The following is a 16,781-nucleotide window of genomic DNA, read 5'->3' on the forward strand; positions in this document are numbered from 1 at the left end:
GCATTCGGTATGAATTCACAGCCCGGTAACGTAGGAGGACGTGAGTACACAGGGAGCATCTGCAGTCGGCCTAGCCACCATCACCGTCAACGGCACAGTCCTGGACACCTGGTACCCGTATCCCAGCCTCGGGACCTTCTCCGCCGACGAGGTCGGCACCGTCCGGCTCGATGCCTCGGATCCCGAATTCGCGAAGTTCGCCGCGTCGGTCGGCACCGACGAGGCACGCCGCGTGGAGGTCGTCGCGGTGCGCACCGTCATCGCCGACCTGGCCGCCGCGCCGATCGACACGCACGACGCGTACCTGCGTCTGCACCTGATCTCGCACCGGCTGATCCGCCCGCACGGCGCGAACCTGGACGGCATCTTCGGCCTGCTGGCCAATGTGGTGTGGACCAACCACGGCCCCTGCTCCAACGAGGAATTCGAGCTGACCCGGCTCAAGCTGCTCGCCCGCGGCCCGGTCACCGTGTACGGCGTGGACAAGTTCCCGCGCCTGGTCGACTACGTGCTGCCGTCGGGGGTGCGCATCGCCGACGCCGACCGGGTGCGGCTGGGCGCGCACCTGGCCTCGGGCACCACGGTCATGCACGAGGGCTTCGTCAACTTCAATGCCGGCACGCTCGGCAACTCCATGGTGGAGGGCCGGATCTCGGCCGGTGTGGTGGTCGGCGACGGCTCCGACGTCGGCGGCGGCGCGTCCATCATGGGCACCCTGTCCGGCGGCGGCAAGCAGGTCATCTCGCTCGGTGAGCGCTGCCTGCTGGGCGCGAACTCGGGCCTGGGCATCTCGCTCGGCGACGACTGCGTGGTGGAGGCGGGACTGTACGTCACCGCCGGCACCAAGGTCGCGCTGCCGGACGGCACGGTCGTGAAGGCCGGTGAGCTGTCGGGCAAGTCGAACCTGCTGTTCATCCGCAACTCGCTGACCGGCGCGGTCGAGGTCCGGCCCCGCAAGGGCACCGGCATCGAGCTGAACGCGGCGCTGCACGCCAACGACTGACTCCAGTGCCGCGACAACCCCTGCCGGCTTGCGCCGCAGGGGTTTTCGTCATTTCGCGCTCAGTGGTAGAGGCCGCACCAGGGCGCCGCGGAGCCGTCCATGACGGGGAACGGGATGCTGCCGGAGTTGCACTGGCCCGACCCGGTTTGGAAGGCCTTGATCAGGTTCGACGAGCCGGTGGACGACGGGTCGAAGGATCCGGTGCCGGTGGGCCCGGTGTTCACCGAGCCGGTGCCGGTGGTGCCGGCGATCTGCTCGGTCGGCTGCTGCATGGGGGTGAGGGGCAGCGCATCGGCGGTGGCCGCGGCGGCGGGAGCGAGCAGGCCGGCGAAGACGGCGGCGGCCGCCACGGTGGTGCGCAGAGAGGTGTGCATCGAGCGGATCTCCTTGGGAACGTGACTGTTTCGCTTCACGTAAGCTAGACGTTCGCTCATCGACCCGACGAGACCCCGAAACCTCCGGCACCGGAACTCCGGTGTCAGAGGCCGAAGGCGATGACCCGTTCGGGGGTGATGCGGATCAGCTCCGGGGACAGGCCCGGGTACCACGGCTCCACGCCCCGCAACGCCTGCGCGGTGCCGCGGATTTCGAGGCACCGCACCGTCCAGGGGTCGACGGAGGGGACATCGTCGACCACGAAGGCGACCCGCTCCTCCTTCAGCAGATTGCGGAACTTCTGGCTCGCGCCCAGATCGCGTCCACCGATGTCGATGGTGCCCAGGGCCGCGTTGTAGCGGAAGCCCACCGGATTGTTCTGCGGTGCGCCGTCGGGACGGATGGTGGCCAGCCGCCCCAGTCGCTGGCTGTTCAGGTACTCGATCTGGGCGGGCGACAGAGATGCGGTCATACCGATCACGGTAGGACCTCGAGTGCACTCGAGGTCAAGACAGCAGTTTCTTCTGGACCTTGCCCATGGCATTGCGCGGCAGGCCGTCCACCACGCGTACCTCGCGCGGCCGCTTGTGCGCCGAAAGTTCGCCCGCCACATGGGCGATGAGCTCGTCGGCGATCGCCGCGCCCGCCCCGGGCCGGAGCACGACATAGGCGACGATGCGCTGCCCCAGATCGTCGTCGGGGACGCCGACGACCGCGGTCTCGGCCACCGCCGGATGCCCCAGCAGCGCGGTCTCGATCTCGCCCGCGCCGATGCGATAGCCGCCGGACTTGATCAGGTCCACCGATTCCCGGCCCACGATGCGGTGGAAGCCCTCGGCATCGATGACCGCCACGTCGCCGGTCCGGAACCAGCCGTCGGCGGTGAAGTTCTCGGCGGTGACCTCGGGCTTGTTCAGATAGCCGTCGAAGAGCATGGGGCCGCGCACCTGGAGTCCGCCGACGCTCTCCCCGTCGTGCGGCACCGGGTCGCCCGCCTCGTCGCGCAGCCGGGTCTCGACGCCCGCGACCGGGGTGCCGACCCAGCCCGGGCGGCGTTCGCCGTCGGGCCTCGTGGAGAGGGTGATCATGGTTTCGCTCATGCCGTAGCGCTCGATCGGAGCGTGCCCGGTAAGCTCGGCGAGCCGCTGGAACACCGGCACGGGCAGCGGCGCGCTGCCGGAGATCAGGATCCGCGCCTTCGCCAATTCCCTTGCAGCGTCGGGATCTTCGGTGATTCGCGACCACACGGTGGGCACGCCGAAGTACATGGTGCCGTGCGCGTCGGCGTACGCCTTCGGGGTGGGCTTGCCGGTGTGGACGAGCGGGCTGCCGGCCCGCAGCGGGCCCAGCACACCGAGGATCAGGCCGTGCACGTGGAACAGCGGAAGACCGTGCACCAGAACATCTTTCGAGGTCCAGCCCCATGCCTCGATGAGCGCGTCCAGGCCCGCCGCGATGGCGTCGCGACTGAGCATCACGCCCTTCGGCGCGCCGGTGGTGCCGGAGGTGTAGAGGATGAAAGCCGTTGCCTTCCCAGCGGGTTCGGCGTATCGATGCCAGGACCGCGCGTGCTTGCGCACCGGGATCACCGGCAGCTCGGAGCCCTCGGGAGCCTTGCCCAGCCAGGCCTGTGCACCCGAATCCCGCAGGATGTGCGCCAGTTCCGCGCTACCCGAGTCCGGCGGCACCGGCACCACGGTCACCCCGGCGATCAGGCAGCCCACCACGGCGAGCACGGTGGTCACGGTCGGTTCGGCCAGCACGGCTACCCGGCGCGCCTGGGCCACGCGTTCGGCGACGGAGGTGGCCGCGCCGAGCAGATCACTGCGCGACAACGTCTCCCCGTCGATGGTGACGGCATCCGGGATATCGGCTCCGGCGGCGATGGCGGCCGGGTTCAACGAGCTCAGCAACAGCGGCGACACGGGCCCACGCTACCGGAGCCGCTCGGCAACGAATCGCTTGCGAACCCGCCGAGCCGGTTGACAGGGGACCCGAGTGGGTAAGAAAGTTTCTATATAACTTTCTCACCCGAGGATGTGGTCGACGATGACCAGGCCGCTGCCCGACCGGTTCGAATCCGCAGCCCCCGCACCGGAGATCGACGTCCGCCGCTATCTGGACGGTGCGGCGGGCTTCTTCGGCGCGGCGGCGAACGTGATCATGCAGCTCTCCCACCCGCCGGTCGGCTACGGCGTGGTGGAGAGCCCGGTGGAATCCGGGAATGTCATGGTCCATCCCCTCAAACGGCTGCGCACCACCCTCACCTACCTGGCCGTGGCCCTGCTGGGCACCGAGGAAGACCGCGCGGCCTATCGGGAGGCCGTCGATTCCGTACACAAGTACGTCCGGTCCAGCATGAGCAGCACCGTGAAGTACAACGCCTTCGACCCCCGGCTGCAGCTCTGGGTCGCGGCCTGCCTGTACTGGGGTGCGCGTGATCTCTACGAGCGCATGCACGGACCCATGGACGACTACGCCGCCGACGCCTTCTACCTCCACGCCGCAAGGCTCGGCACCACGCTGCAGGTGCGCCCGGACATGTGGCCCGCCGATCGCGCCGCCTTCGACCGCTATTGGGACGAGAACCTCGCCAAGACCCGCATCGACCCCAAGATCCGGGCCTACTTCGAGGATCTCATCGACCTGAAGATGCTGCCCCGCCCGTTCCAGCTGGCCTTCGGCGGCGTACACCGCTTCTTCGTGACCGGCCTGCTGCCACCGCATCTCCGCGACGAGATGGGCATGACCTGGACGCCGCGGCAGGACCGCGCGCTGGCCCGGATGCTGCGGCTGGCCGGTGCGGCCGAATCGGTCGTGCCGCCGTCACTGCGGGCCTTCCCGCTGAACGTCTATCTCACCGATATGCGTCTGCGGCGCCGGCTGGGCCTGCGGCTGGTGTGAAACCCGGTGCGGGTCAGAGGATCCGGAATCCGGGAATGATGTGGTCGCGAGCGAACTGTCGCAGCGCGACAGGGTCGTCGAGCGGAATGACCGTCTGCGGCGTCAGCGCCAGCGACAGCGCCGCGCGCGCGATGATCTCGGCCAGCGGCAGCGGATCGTATTGCGGCAGTTTGTCTTCCGCCTGCAGGCGGGCGATGAACTCGGCAAGGTAATCGCGCCCGAGTTCGATGACCGGCGCGCCCTGCACGGTCAGATAGGGCAGCACCACCTCGGGTTCGGTCTTGAGCAGGCGGCCCAGCAGCTGATTGCCGCGCAGGCCCTCGATGAACGCGATGAACAGGACGGTGATCTGCTCCTCGGCGCTGGCGTCGCGTTCGACCGGAACCTGCACCGCGGCGTCGATGTCCTCGACGAGCTGGCGGGCCTGACGCAGCCCGACGGCCTGGATGAGATCGTTCTTGCCCGCGAATCGGCGGTAGAGGGTGGCCAGCGACAGCCCGCCACGGCGAGCGACCTCCACCATGCTGGTGCGTTTGATACCGAAGTCCAGGAACGCCATGAGCGCGGCATCGAGGACCTTGGCCTGATTGTGATCCTCGGGGCCGGATCCGCGGACGAGCGGCAGCAGTTTGGCCAGTTTGGCCATGGTCCGGGCCCTTTCCGGTCGCAAAGAAACGGTGAGGCACTAATCTTCGCACATTGACATGACCACACCACGATGAGAGGGTGAGTGGCGAAATTTCTCACACTCTCCTCATGGGCGAGGAGTGACGACGAGGAGCCGAGTCAAGGATGACCGCCCCCCTGCGCAAGTTCGACGAGTTCCCGCCGGCCTACGAGCCGATGACCCCGGAATCCGTGCGTGAGCACATCGACGGTGTCGCGGCCTTCCTCGGCGGCGCGGCCAATGTCGTCATGCAGCTGTCGCTGAAACCCGTCGCGTACGGCGTCATGGAGAGCGACGTCGACAGTGGCAAGGTGACGCTGCACCCGATCAAGCGGCTGCGCACCACCCTCACCTATCTGTCGGTCGCACTGCTCGGGAACGACGACGATCGCCGCGACTACCGCGAGGCCGTGAACCGCTCGCACCGCAGCGTCCACTCCAAGCCCGGCAGCGCGGTCAAGTACAACGCCTTCGACCCCGAGCTGCAGCTGTGGGTGGCGGCCTGCCTCTACTGGGGCGTCGACGACCTCTACCACCGCATGCGCGGCCCCATGAATCCCGAACTGGCGGAAGCCTTCTACCAGTACTGCGCGCGGCTGGGCACCACCCTGCAGATGCGTCCCGAGATGTGGCCCGCCACCCGCGACGAGTTCTACGTGTACTGGGAGGAGAACCTCGCGGCCAAGTCGATCGACGGTCCCACCCGCAAGTACTTCAACGACCTCACCGACCTGAAGATGCTGCCCTGGCCCCTGCAGATCACCCTGGGCGGCCTGCATCGCTTCATCGTCACCGCCCTGCTCCCCCCGCACCTGCGCGAGGAGATGGCCATGACCTGGTCCCCCCGCGACGAGCGCATCTTCGCCGGCTTCCTGCGCCTGATCTCCGCGATCTGGACCCGCATGCCCACCCCGATCCGCCTGTTCCCCTACAACTTCTACCTCGCCGACATGCGCCTCCGCCGCCGCCTCGGCCGCCCCCTGGTCTGAACCAACTCTCGGGCTCTCAGGGGTGTCACCCCTGAAACCCCGTCCAGGGGGGAGCGCCGGGAACGACCCGCGACCGCGAATTCTCAGACGCGGTCGGCTAGGGCGCGGAGGAAGAAGCCGAGGTTGGCGGGGCGTTCGGCGAGGCGGCGCATGAGGTAGCCGTACCACTGGGTGCCGTAGGGGATGTAGACGCGCAGCGAGTGGCCGTCCGCGACAAGGCGGCGCTGTTCGGCGTCGCGGATGCCGTAGAGCATCTGGAACTCGAAATCACCGGGGTTGCGGTGGTTTTCGATGGCGAGGGCGAGGGCCGCGTCGATCATGGCCGGGTCGTGGGAGGCGATCATGGGGTACCAGGCGCTGCGAAAGAGGACATCGAGGCAGCGCAGGTAGGAGATGTCGACCTCGGCGCGGCGCTGATAGGCGACGGTCGCCGGTTCCTGGTACGCGCCCTTGCAGAGGCGGACTCGGGTGCCGTCGGCGGCCAGGTCGCGGGCGCGGCCCTCGGCCTGACGCAGGTACGTCTGCAAAGCGACGGCGAGCCAGGGGAATTCGGCGCGGGCCTGGCGGACCGCCTCCAGCGTGCCGGCGGTGGTGGTGTGGTCCTCGGCGTCGACGGTCACCCAGACGTGGCGCTCGACGGCCTTGGCGCACAGCTTGTGCAGGTTCTCCGCGGCGATGGCCGGCCCCTCCTGCCCCAGCGACTGGCCGAGCGCCGACAGCTTGAGCGAGACCTCCACCCGGGGAATGTCGGTGTGCCCGCCGGGCCTCATCTGGTCGGCCTCGGCCAGATCGTCGATGAGCGAAAGGTATTCCGCCACCGCGGCATCGGCCTGGGCATGTTCGATGGTGTACTCGCCCAGGAAGTCGACGCTCACCGCGCGGCCGCTCGCCAGCAGCTCCCGCGCCACCGGGACCAGCTCGGCCCGGGTCTCCCCGGCCACGAACCGCCGGACCACCGCGGCGGTGGCCGGCACCCGGGTGATGGCGTCCTTCATCCGCGACGATCCGGCCGCGGCCAGGATCGCGGGCCGCAGCGGATTCATCGCGTCTCCATGTGTGGGTAGCGGTAGTCGGTCGGTGGAACGAAGGTCTCCTTGAGCGTGCGGGGCGCGACCCAGCGCAGCAGGTTGAGGTAGGAGCCCGCCTTGTCGTCGGTGCCGGAGGCGCGGGCCCCGCCGAAGGGCTGCTGCCCGACCACCGCGCCGGTGGGCTTGTCGTTGATGTAGAAGTTGCCCGCGGCGAATCGCAGTGCGTCCGCGGCGGTTTCCACGGCCTTCCGGTCGCGGGCGAAGATCGCGCCGGTGAGAGCGTAGGGCGAGGTCCCGTCCACCACCTCGAGGATCTCGGCGAACGAGTCGGGGGCGCTGTCGTCGTAGACGTACACCGACAGAATGGGCCCGAAGTACTCGGTGGCGAAGGCATCGTCGCCCGGGTCCTCGCCGAGCAGCACGGTCGGCCGGACGAACCAGCCCTCGCTGTCGTCGTAGCCACCGCCCGCGGGGACCGTGAGCCCCCGGTCCTTCGCCTTCTCGATGGCGGCCACGCACTTGTCGTAGGCACGGTTGTCGATCACGGCCCCACCGAAATTCGACAGATCGGCGACATCGCCGTAGGTCAGCGACTCCACCTCGGACAGGAAGTCCTGCCCCATGCGCTGCCACACCGACCGGGCGATATAGGCGCGCGAGGCGGCCGAGCATTTCTGCCCCTGGTATTCGTAGGCACCGCGAATCATGGCCGTGCGCAAGGCATCCGGGTCGGCGGACGGGTGAGCGAGGATGAAGTCCTTCCCGCCGGTCTCCCCCACCAGCCGCGGATATCCGTGGTAGTGGCCGATATTCGAGCCGACGCTCTGCCACAGGTACTGGAAGGTGCGGGTGGAACCGGTGAAGTGGATGCCCGCCAGCCGCGGATCGGCCAGCGCCACCTCCGAGAGCTGCGCACCGCTGCCGGTCACCATATTGACGACCCCGGGCGGCAGGCCCGCCTCCTCCAGCAGCTTCATCGTGTAGTACGCCGAAAGTGTCTGTGCCGAGGAAGGTTTCCAGACGACGGTATTGCCCATGAGCGCGGGCGCGGTGGGCAGGTTCCCGGCGATGGCGGTGAAGTTGAACGGCGTGATGGCGTAGACGAAGCCCTCCAGGGGCCGGTAGTCCATCCGATTCCACACGCCCGCAGCCGATTCCGGCTGAACCGCCAGAATCTGCCGGGCGAAGGCGACATTGAAGCGCCAGAAGTCCACCAGCTCGCAGGGTGCGTCGATTTCGGCCTGCTGCACCGTTTTCGACTGGCCGAGCATGGTGGCGGCGGCCAGGGTCTCGCGCCAGGGCCCGGCCAGCAGGTCGGCGGCCCGCAGCAGAATGGCGGCCCGTTCCTCGAAGGGCATGGCCTGCCAGCCGGGCGCGGCGGCCGTCGCCGCCGCGATGGCCGCGCGCGCTTCGTCGTGGGTGGTGTGGGTGTAGGTCCCGAGTGCCTGGCGGTGCCGGTGCGGCATCACGATGGTGTGCCGCTCGCCGCCACCGGGCTGATGCTTGCCGCCGATGACGAGCGGCACATCCACGGGGTCGGCGGCGAGAGCGGCGAGCCTGCCGGCCAGCAGCTCGCGTTCGCGACTGCCGGGGGCATAGGTGTGCACCGGTTCATTGCCGGGAGCAGGGACAACCGTGACAGCGTCCATATCCAAGGCTAACGCGATCGCCGCTGCCCGACCGGAACGAACACGCCCCGGCCGGCCCCGCCGACGGAATTTCTCCGTCGGCGGGGCCGCTTCCTCAGTGGAAGTCCTGCGAAATGATCGTCTCGATATTGCGTTCCGCGAGCGCGGTGATCGTGACGAACGGGTTGACGGTGGTGAGGCCCGGAATCAGGGAGCCGTCGATGACGTACAGGCCCGGGTACTGGGTGAGCCGCCCGTAGTTGTCGGTGGACACGTTCAGCACGCAGCCGCCGAGCGGGTGATAGGCGAAATCGTCGCCCCAGGTCTTGTATTCGCCGAACAGGTCGGTCCGGTAGATGGTGCCTTCCTTGCTGTTGATCTTGTCGAAGATGCGCTTGGCGCAATCGATGCTGGGCTGGTTCCAGGCGGTCTGCCAGTTCAGGTCCACGCCACCGGTTCCCGAGTTGTAGGAGAAGGCGCCGCGATTGGGGTTCTTGGTGATGGCCAGGTACAGGCTGGCGAAGGTCTCGATGCCGGCCGGGAACGGCGACACCTCTGCGAAGGCCGGGCCGCCGCTGTCGGCCCAGTTGTCGATGCCGACGCAGGGGATGCAGGACTGCAGGCTGCCGGTGGCGTCCCAGGCCTGGTTCTGCCGGGCCACCATGACATTGCCGTTGTTGCCCCAGCCGGCGCCGATCGAGTCCGGCAGATTGCCCAGCTTGCCGGTTGCCTTCTGGGTAACCAGAAGCTTGCTGGTGCCGACACTGCCGGCCGCGAAGAAGACCTTCTGCGCCGTAACGGTTTTCGCCTTGACGGTGTTGCCGCTGGTATCGATCTGGTTCATCGACACCGAGTAGCCGCCGCCATTGGCCGGCGACACGGTGGTGACCACGTGCTGCGGCACGATGGTCACCTTGCCGGTGCCCGACGCCGCCGCCAGATAGGTCTTGTCCAGCGAGTTCTTGCCGTAGTTGTTGCCGTAGATGACCTCGGCGTTGAGCGCCGACCGCGGGGCGGTGCTGGCCTGCTCCTGCTTCATGTAGTTGAAGTCGTAGACATTGGGCACGAAGGTGTACGCGAACCCGGACCGCTGCGCCTGCTTGATGCCGACCCGCGCGAACTGATAGCAGTCCGCGCCCTGGAACCAGGTCTGGTCGATGTTGTTCACCTTCAGCCCGGCATTGGCGCGCGGGTAGTAGGTGCTGTACATCGAGCCGGCGTCCACCGACGGCAGGATGCTGGCGAAGTTCTCCTGCTTGGGCGTCACCGCCATACCGCCGTTGACCAGCGAGCCGCCGCCCACGCCGCGGCCCTGGTAGATCCGGATCCCGCTGAACTGCTCGGAATCCAGCACACCGGTGTATTTGGAGATGGACTTGTTGTAGGGCGCGCCCATGAAGTGGTTGATCGGCTGGTCGGTCTCGGTGCGCAGCCAGAAGGACCGGCCGTCGGGATTCAGCATGTTGCAGAAGACCTTGCCGTCGGACCCGGGCTGGGTCCAGGACATGCCCTTCTCGACCATGATCACGTTCTGCCCGGCCTGCGCGAGCCGCAGCGCCGCGACCGCGCCGCCGTAGCCGGTGCCGATGACCAGGATCGGCATCGTGTCACCGTCATTGATCGATCCCGTGGGTAGCGCCCGGGCCAGAGGCGCCTTCGGTAGTAGCGCAGCCGCCCCCAGAATGACACCTGTTGCAGCTAGGAACCCGCGCCGGCTGACATTGCTGCCATGGACACTCTTACCGGGGGTTTCATAAGACAGACCACGCACTGAAAGACTCCTCATCGAGTTGCGATGAGAACCTGTTATAGAGGTTGTGAAGAGAACGTGTGTCAGTTTTGGGCAAAATTAGGGAGGCGACAACCGATTTCGCGAGATGGGGTAACTCCCCGGGGACGGCCACAATCGGATTGCCCCCAAGCGCCAGCACGGATTGCCAGCAGTAAACGGCTCCCAGGCCGCCCGCTGAAGATGCGGGGAGGCGGAACCGCGAGGCGGAACACTGCGACCCTGACGGGACTCGAACCCGCGACCTCCGCCGTGACAGGGCGGCGCGCTAACCAACTGCGCCACAGGGCCTTGCAATCGCTCGGCCACCGGGCCTTGCAACGTCGTAGACGCTATCACGGGCCCGGTGGTAACGGGAAATCAGCTGGTCAGACGATCAGCGGCCGCGGTGATTCGTTCGTCCGTGGCGGTAAGGGCAATGCGCACATGCTGATTGCCGCGCGGGCCGTAGAACTCGCCGGGGGCCGCCAGGATGCCGCGCTCGGCCAGCCAATCCAGGGTCGTGCGGCATTCCTCGCCGCGCGTCGACCACAGGTACAGACCCGCCTCCGAGTCGTCGATCCGGAATCCCGCGCGCTGCAAGGCATCTCGCAGCACGACCCGCCGCGCCCGGTAGCGGTCCTTTTGCTGAACCTCGTGCGCGTCATCGCCGAGGGCCGCGGTCATGGCCGCCTGGATCGGGAAGGGCAGCATCATGCCGGAGTGCTTGCGCACCTCCAGCAGCTCCGCCACGAGCGCCGGATCACCGGCCACGAAACCGGCCCGGTAACTGGCCAGATTCGAGGTCTTGGACAGTGAGTGGATGGCGAGCAGGCCGGTGTGGTCACCGTCGCTGACCTCGGGGTCGAGGATCGACACCGCGCGACCCTCCCAGGCCAGCCCCAGGTAGCACTCGTCCGAGGCGACGATGGCCCCGCGCTCGCGGGCGAACTGCACCACCTTGCGCAGGTGGTCGACGCCCAGCACCTTGCCGGTCGGATTCGACGGCGAGTTGAGGAAGATCAGCGCGGGACGCTCCGGGCCGAGCTGCGTGGTGCCGTCGGCGCGCACATAACGAGCCCCGGCGAGCAGCGCGCCCACCTCGTAGGTCGGGTAGGCGACCTCGGGGATGACGACCAGATCCTGCGATCCCAGGCCGAGCAGCCGCGGCAGCCCGGCAATGAGCTCCTTGGTGCCGATGGCCGGCAGCACCGCCGCCGGGTCCACCCCCGTGATCCCGAATCGCCGCTTCAGCGCCGCGACAACGGCTTCGCGCAATTCGGGCGTACCGTGCGTGGTCGGGTAGCCCGGCACCTCCGCCACCGCCGAGAGTGCCGTGCGGATCAGCGGATCCACCGGATCGACCGGTGTCCCGACCGAGAGGTCGACGATGCCGTCCGGATGCGACGCCGCCTTCGCCTTCACGGAAGCGATGGTGTCCCAGGGGAAATCGGGTAGCAGAGCGCTGACCCGGCCACGCGCGGTCAAATGCTCGTCCTACTCGCTGGCCATCGGCGGCAGCGCGGCGATGAACGGCGGGTCGTAGTCGACCTTGCCGACCTTGGTGGCGCCACCCGGCGAACCCAGGTCGTCGAAGAAGTCGACATTGGCGTTGACGTAACCGGCCCACTGATCCGGGGTGTCGTCTTCGTAGAAGATCGCTTCCACCGGGCAGACCGGTTCACATGCACCACAGTCCACGCACTCGTCCGGTTGGATGTACAGCATGCGGCCACCCTCGTAGATGCAGTCCACGGGGCATTCCTCGATGCACGCCTTGTCCTTCACGTCAACGCACGGTTCAGCGATGATGTACGGCACTGCCGCTCTCCTAGTCTGTCCTCACATACGGGATACTCCGCCCGGCAAAACCCTATCCCGGCCCGACAACATTACTCCTGCAAAGCCTGCCCTAACTGCCGCCCTCCGTCACACCCCGGGCAGGCATTCGGAACGCGACAACCGATCTCGTTGCGCCGGCGGCACCTCGTCGGGCACGTCCGAAATTCAGACGCCCACCTGACCGCCGGCACGGGTGCGCGACTCCAACGGCTCTCAGCCGTCCGCCGAAGTCGCGGAGAGGCGGGCGAGCGAGCGGGTCGGCGGCACACCGTAGGTGGTGGTGCGCTGCCGGACCGGGCGGCCGATACCCGACGCGATCTCCGTCAGTTCCTCGACCGTCTTGGCTGATCCATGTTCGGAACCGGCCATACGGGAGATGGTTTCCTCCATCAGCGTGCCACCGAGGTCGTTGGCGCCGCCGTTCAGCATGAGCCGGGTTCCGGTGATACCAAGTTTGACCCAGCTGGTCTGAATATTCTCGATCCGGCCGTGCAGCATGATCCGCGCCAGCGCGTGCGCGGCCCGATTCTCCCGCACGGTCGGGCCGGGCCGGGAGGCGCCCGCGAGGTAGAGCGGGGCGCTCTGGTGCACGAACGGCAGCAGCACGAATTCGGTGAAACCACCGGTCTCGTCCTGAATTCCGCGCAGCACGCGCAGGTGGGCCACCCAGTGCGCGGGATTGTCCACGTGGCCGTACATCATGGTCGAGCTGGAGCTCAGGCCCAGCCGGTGCGCGGTGGTGACGACATCCACCCAGGCCGAGGCGGGCAGCTTGCCCTTGGTCAGCACCCAGCGCACCTCGTCGTCCAGGATCTCGGCGGCGGTGCCCGGAATGCTGTCCAGCCCGGCCTCTTTCAGCGCCGACAGCCAGTCGTGCACCGACTGCCCACTGCGGGACGCGCCATTGACGATCTCCATCGGGCTGAACGCGTGCACGTGCATCCCGGGGACGCGAGCCTTGATGGCGCGCACCAGATCCGCGTAGCCGGTGACCGGCAGCTCGGGATCGATGCCGCCCTGCATGCAGATCTCGGTCGCGCCCTCGACCCAGGCCTCCCAGGCGCGGTCGGCGACCTCGGCCGGGCTCAGGCTGAAGGCATCGGCATCGCCCTTGCGCTGCGCGAACGCGCAGAAGCGGCAGCCGGTGTAGCAGATGTTGGTGAAGTTGATGTTCCGGTTGACGATGTAGGTGACCTCGTCGCCCACGGCATCGTGGCGCAGCTGGTCGGCCAGCGCGGTCACGGCCTCCAGGGCCGGGCCGTCGGCGGTGGCCAGGGCCAGGTACTGGTCGTCGGTCAGGCCCGCGGGGTCCCGCTCGGCGGCGCGCAGGGCGGCCATCACGTCGGCGCCGACACGCTCCGGGGCGGAACCGGCCAGCTCGAGCACCTGCTCGCGGATGCTCTCCCAGTCGCCGAACGCTCCTAGTGAATCATCGGCAATCCCCGCGTCGCTGCGGGATTCGGTCAGGCGGCCCTCGGCGTCGATGGCGGTGTGCAGGTCGATGCGGCCGGCCGATTCCCAATCCTGGTCGGGCTCCTGCCAGGGCAGGCCGGACGGCTTCACATCGGCGGCCAGGCCGGTCTTCGGATCCATCAGTGCCGCAACATGTTCGGAAATCCGCGGATCGATCCACGGAGGGCCCGCCAGCACATACTTCGGGTGGGCGGTGATGCGCTCGGTGAGGACATAGCCGCAGTCGGCGGTGATCTGCGCGAGGGTCTCCAGATTCGGCCACGGCCGTTCCGGATTCACATGGTCGGGGGTGAGTGGCGAGACCCCGCCCCAGTCGTCGATACCCGCCGCCAGCAGCGCCCGGCATTCTTCCAGCGACACCAGATTCGGCGGCGCCTGGATGCGCATCTTCGGCCCCATCAGCAGCCGGGTCACGGCGATGGCGGCCCGGAACTCCTCCATCCCGGCATCCGGGCTGTGGCGCATGGCGGTGTCCTGCTTGGCCAGGAAGTTCTGCACGATGACTTCCTGCACGTGCCCGAAAGCCTTGTGCACCTTGCGGATCGCGAGAATCGACTCGGCGCGCTCGACCACGGTCTCGCCGATGCCCACCAGGATGCCGGTGGTGAACGGCACCGACAGGCGTCCGGCGTCGGTGAGCGCGCGCAGCCGCACCGCCGGGTCCTTGTCCGGCGAACCGTAGTGCGCCTGACCGGGTTCGGTGAACAGCCGCGTCGAGGTGGTCTCCAGCATCATGCCCATGGACGGCGACACCGGCTTGAGCCGCGACAGCTCCGCCCAGCTCATCACGCCGGGATTCAGATGCGGCAGCAGGCCGGTCTCCTCCAGTACGCGAATCGCCATGGCGCGCACGTAATCCAGGGTGGAGTCGTAGCCGCGCTCGTCGAGCCACTTCCGCGCCTCTGGCCAGCGCTCCTCCGGGCGGTCACCCAGGGTGAAAAGCGCTTCCTTGCAACCGAGTTCGGCGCCCTGCCGGGCGACCTCGAGAATCTCGTCCGGCTCCATGTACATGCCCTTGCCCTGCGCGCGCAGCTTGCCGGGCACGGTGACGAAGGTGCAGTAGTGGCAGCGGTCGCGACACAGATGCGTGATGGGGATGAAAACCTTGCGGGAGTAGGTGATCGGCAGCACCTCACCGGCATAGCCGGACTCCCGCAGCCCGGCATCCCGCACCCGCGCGGCCGACGCGCACAGATCCTCCAGATCGGCGCCGCGCGCGTGCAACAGCACCACGGCCTCGTCGAGATTCAGGGTCGCACCGTCGCGAGCCCGGCGCAGCGCGCGGCGCATCGCGGAATCGGTGGGCACGGCAGTATCGGTGCGCACAGCGGAACCATCGGGCATGGCGGAACCCGTGGGCGCAGCCGAACTGCTGGTGCGCCTCGGCGGCAGGCTCGGGTTCGATAGATCCGTCACGGTCTCGATCATGCGCCATCCATCCGGCTGTTCCGACTCGGGTGCCATGGAACGAGCCAACCTGCCGCCCACGTCCGGTATTCCGAGTTGATTATTCGCATCCTCGAGTTCATCTATTCAAATCTCGGTTCCGATGAAATAGCCTCGCGGGCGTCCACTTCGCAGAAGAAGAGGGAGACCTTCGTGCTCGCGAAAATCCGCCGCGCCGCTGTCGTCGCCGGCCTGGGCGCCGCTGCCCTGCTGACCATCGCCACCGGCGCCGCCTCCGCATTCGGACCGGTGCCGCCCGCCAATCCGTACCTGGGACCGGTGGGCACCGCGACCATGCACGGCGACGCCGAGGCCTCCGACACCACGCCACTGCCCGGCGTCGGCACCGGCGGCGTCAACGCGGACTTCCACGAGGAGGGCGCGGCCTGCCCGACGATCCTGCAGGGCGCGGACGGCTTCCCGCAGGCGCTGTGCACGAAGATCACCGACCGCGCGCCGGAAGTGCTGCTGCTGGATCCGAACAACGGCAACACCCTCGCGCACCTCGACCTGACCAAGGGCAGCCTGCTCGGCGGGGTCTACGCCTACCTGGACAACCACGACCAGATGGTCACCGTGGACGGCTCGGGCAGCCTGCTACGGATCGGGCACCAGCGCGGCTCCGACGGCTCCTGGTCACTGTCGATCGCCTCGAAAACCGATGTGACACAGGCGGTCACCGGACACTGCGGCGGCGGCACCTGCGACGCGGTCAGTTCGGTGTCCCCCGACTACCAGGGCCGGGTGTGGTTCGCCACCGACAGCGCCGCGGCCGGATTCGTCAACACCGACGGCACCGCGCATTCGATCGTGCTCGCGCCCGGCGAGAACGTGGCCAACAGCATCGCCACCGCGCCCCAGGGCATGGCCGTGGCCACCGACCACGCGCTGTACCTGCTGAACGTGGACGGCAGCGGCAACCCGCAGATCGTGTGGCGGCAGGCCTACGACCGCGGTCCGGCCCGCAAGCCCGGCCAATTGAGCTGGGGCACCGGCGCGACGCCGACCTTCTTCGGACCCGGCGACGGCACCGAATACCTGGCCATCACCGACAACGCGGCCACCAAGGAGAACCTGCTCGTCTTCGACACCGCCACCGGCCGGCCGGTGTGCTCGGTGCCCGCCATCGACGGCACCGAGAACTCCCCCATCGGCTCGGGCAACAGCGTGTTCGTGGCCAGCACCTACGGCTACCCCTACCCGGCGCTGCCGCCCAACGCCGGCACCAGTCAGCCCGCGAGCGCACCGATCTCGGGCGGCATGACCCGCATCGATGTCACCGGTTCCGGCTGCACCGTGGTCTGGACCAACACCGTGCCCTCCTCGGCGGTGCCGCGACTGTCGGTGGCGGACGGCAAGATCTACACCTTCACCCGGCACTCCCTGCTCGGCAGCGGCAGCGGCGCCCTCGGCAGTGGCAGCAGCAGCGGCCTGGGCAGCGGCAGCGCGGGGGTGACCGACAACTACAGCTTCGCGGTGATCGACGCCGATACCGGCAAGGTCGACACCGAGCAGTTCGTCGGCGCGACCACCGTGAACGACACCCTGGAAATGGTCGGCACCATCGCTCCCGGCCGAATCCAATATCAGGGCACCACGACGGGGCTGTTCCGCATTACGCCCAAGTAGCGGAGCCACGCCGCGGCGGAAAACCGGGC

General features: G+C 68.2%; 14 protein-coding genes and 1 tRNA gene. 4 read left to right on the forward strand and 11 right to left on the reverse strand.

What is annotated here, in order from left to right:
• The first annotated feature begins 40 nt into the window (after positions 1 to 40).
• Entirely contained in the window at positions 41 to 1,003 is a 963-nt protein-coding gene (dapD, locus tag ACWEKS_RS36275) for a 2,3,4,5-tetrahydropyridine-2,6-dicarboxylate N-succinyltransferase (protein WP_452344285.1), read from the forward strand.
• 59 nt (positions 1,004 to 1,062) lie between these two features.
• Here the strand turns inward: dapD and ACWEKS_RS36280 are convergent, their stop codons facing one another.
• From ACWEKS_RS36280 to ACWEKS_RS36290, 3 genes are all read right to left on the reverse strand, one after another.
• A complete protein-coding gene (locus ACWEKS_RS36280) occupies positions 1,063 to 1,377 on the reverse strand; it encodes a hypothetical protein (protein WP_452344286.1) in 315 nt (104 codons plus the stop codon).
• 104 nt (positions 1,378 to 1,481) lie between these two features.
• Positions 1,482 to 1,850, reverse strand: a complete 369-nt coding sequence (locus ACWEKS_RS36285) for a PPOX class F420-dependent oxidoreductase (protein ID WP_452344287.1) — start codon at positions 1,848 to 1,850, stop codon at positions 1,482 to 1,484.
• Positions 1,851 to 1,884: 34 nt separating this feature from the next.
• A complete protein-coding gene (locus tag ACWEKS_RS36290; RefSeq protein ID WP_452344312.1) occupies positions 1,885 to 3,294 on the reverse strand; it encodes an acyl-CoA synthetase in 1,410 nt (469 codons plus the stop codon).
• 133 nt (positions 3,295 to 3,427) lie between these two features.
• On the opposite strand from ACWEKS_RS36290, the gene ACWEKS_RS36295 reads away from it, so the two are divergent.
• Positions 3,428 to 4,282, forward strand: coding sequence for an oxygenase MpaB family protein (locus ACWEKS_RS36295; protein ID WP_452344288.1), 855 nt, complete (start codon positions 3,428 to 3,430; stop codon positions 4,280 to 4,282).
• A 13-nt stretch (positions 4,283 to 4,295) separates the two neighbouring features.
• Here the strand turns inward: ACWEKS_RS36295 and ACWEKS_RS36300 are convergent, their stop codons facing one another.
• Positions 4,296 to 4,928: a TetR/AcrR family transcriptional regulator gene (locus tag ACWEKS_RS36300; protein WP_452344289.1), complete on the reverse strand. Its 633-nt coding sequence runs from the start codon at positions 4,926 to 4,928 to the stop codon at positions 4,296 to 4,298.
• Positions 4,929 to 5,074: 146 nt separating this feature from the next.
• Here ACWEKS_RS36300 and ACWEKS_RS36305 point away from each other — a divergent pair, with 146 nt between their 5' ends.
• Complete coding sequence (locus ACWEKS_RS36305; protein ID WP_452344290.1) at positions 5,075 to 5,938, forward strand: oxygenase MpaB family protein; 864 nt, start codon at positions 5,075 to 5,077, stop codon at positions 5,936 to 5,938.
• A gap of 83 nt (positions 5,939 to 6,021) precedes the next feature.
• Here the strand turns inward: ACWEKS_RS36305 and ACWEKS_RS36310 are convergent, their stop codons facing one another.
• The 7 genes from ACWEKS_RS36310 to ACWEKS_RS36340 form a co-directional block, all read right to left on the reverse strand.
• Positions 6,022 to 6,981 (reverse strand): proline dehydrogenase family protein, encoded by a 960-nt coding sequence (locus ACWEKS_RS36310; protein ID WP_452344291.1) that lies wholly within the window; start codon positions 6,979 to 6,981, stop codon positions 6,022 to 6,024.
• The gene (gene pruA, locus ACWEKS_RS36315; RefSeq protein ID WP_452344292.1) at positions 6,978 to 8,615 is read right to left on the reverse strand and encodes an L-glutamate gamma-semialdehyde dehydrogenase; all 1,638 of its coding nucleotides are present in this window, start codon (positions 8,613 to 8,615) and stop codon (positions 6,978 to 6,980) included. The genes ACWEKS_RS36310 and pruA overlap by 4 nt, the downstream gene beginning before the upstream one ends.
• A 94-nt stretch (positions 8,616 to 8,709) precedes the next feature.
• Positions 8,710 to 10,197 carry a GMC oxidoreductase gene (locus tag ACWEKS_RS36320; protein ID WP_452344293.1) on the reverse strand — a complete coding sequence of 496 codons (1,488 nt, stop codon included), beginning with the start codon at positions 10,195 to 10,197 and terminating at the stop codon, positions 8,710 to 8,712.
• Between the two features lie 403 nt (positions 10,198 to 10,600).
• A tRNA-Asp gene (locus ACWEKS_RS36325) sits at positions 10,601 to 10,674 on the reverse strand.
• A 69-nt stretch (positions 10,675 to 10,743) separates the two neighbouring features.
• Positions 10,744 to 11,850, reverse strand: coding sequence for a succinyldiaminopimelate transaminase (gene dapC, locus ACWEKS_RS36330; RefSeq protein ID WP_452344294.1), 1,107 nt, complete (start codon positions 11,848 to 11,850; stop codon positions 10,744 to 10,746).
• Between the two features lie 9 nt (positions 11,851 to 11,859).
• Entirely contained in the window at positions 11,860 to 12,183 is a 324-nt protein-coding gene (gene fdxA / locus ACWEKS_RS36335) for a ferredoxin (RefSeq protein ID WP_040812194.1), read from the reverse strand.
• Positions 12,184 to 12,417: 234 nt separating this feature from the next.
• Entirely contained in the window at positions 12,418 to 15,105 is a 2,688-nt protein-coding gene (locus tag ACWEKS_RS36340; RefSeq protein ID WP_452344295.1) for a bifunctional FO biosynthesis protein CofGH, read from the reverse strand.
• Positions 15,106 to 15,276: 171 nt separating this feature from the next.
• Between ACWEKS_RS36340 and ACWEKS_RS36345 the strand changes: the two genes are divergently transcribed.
• Complete coding sequence (locus tag ACWEKS_RS36345) at positions 15,277 to 16,752, forward strand: hypothetical protein (protein WP_452344296.1); 1,476 nt, start codon at positions 15,277 to 15,279, stop codon at positions 16,750 to 16,752.
• Positions 16,753 to 16,781 lie beyond the last annotated feature (29 nt).

The organism is Nocardia sp. NPDC004711 (genome assembly GCF_053601595.1).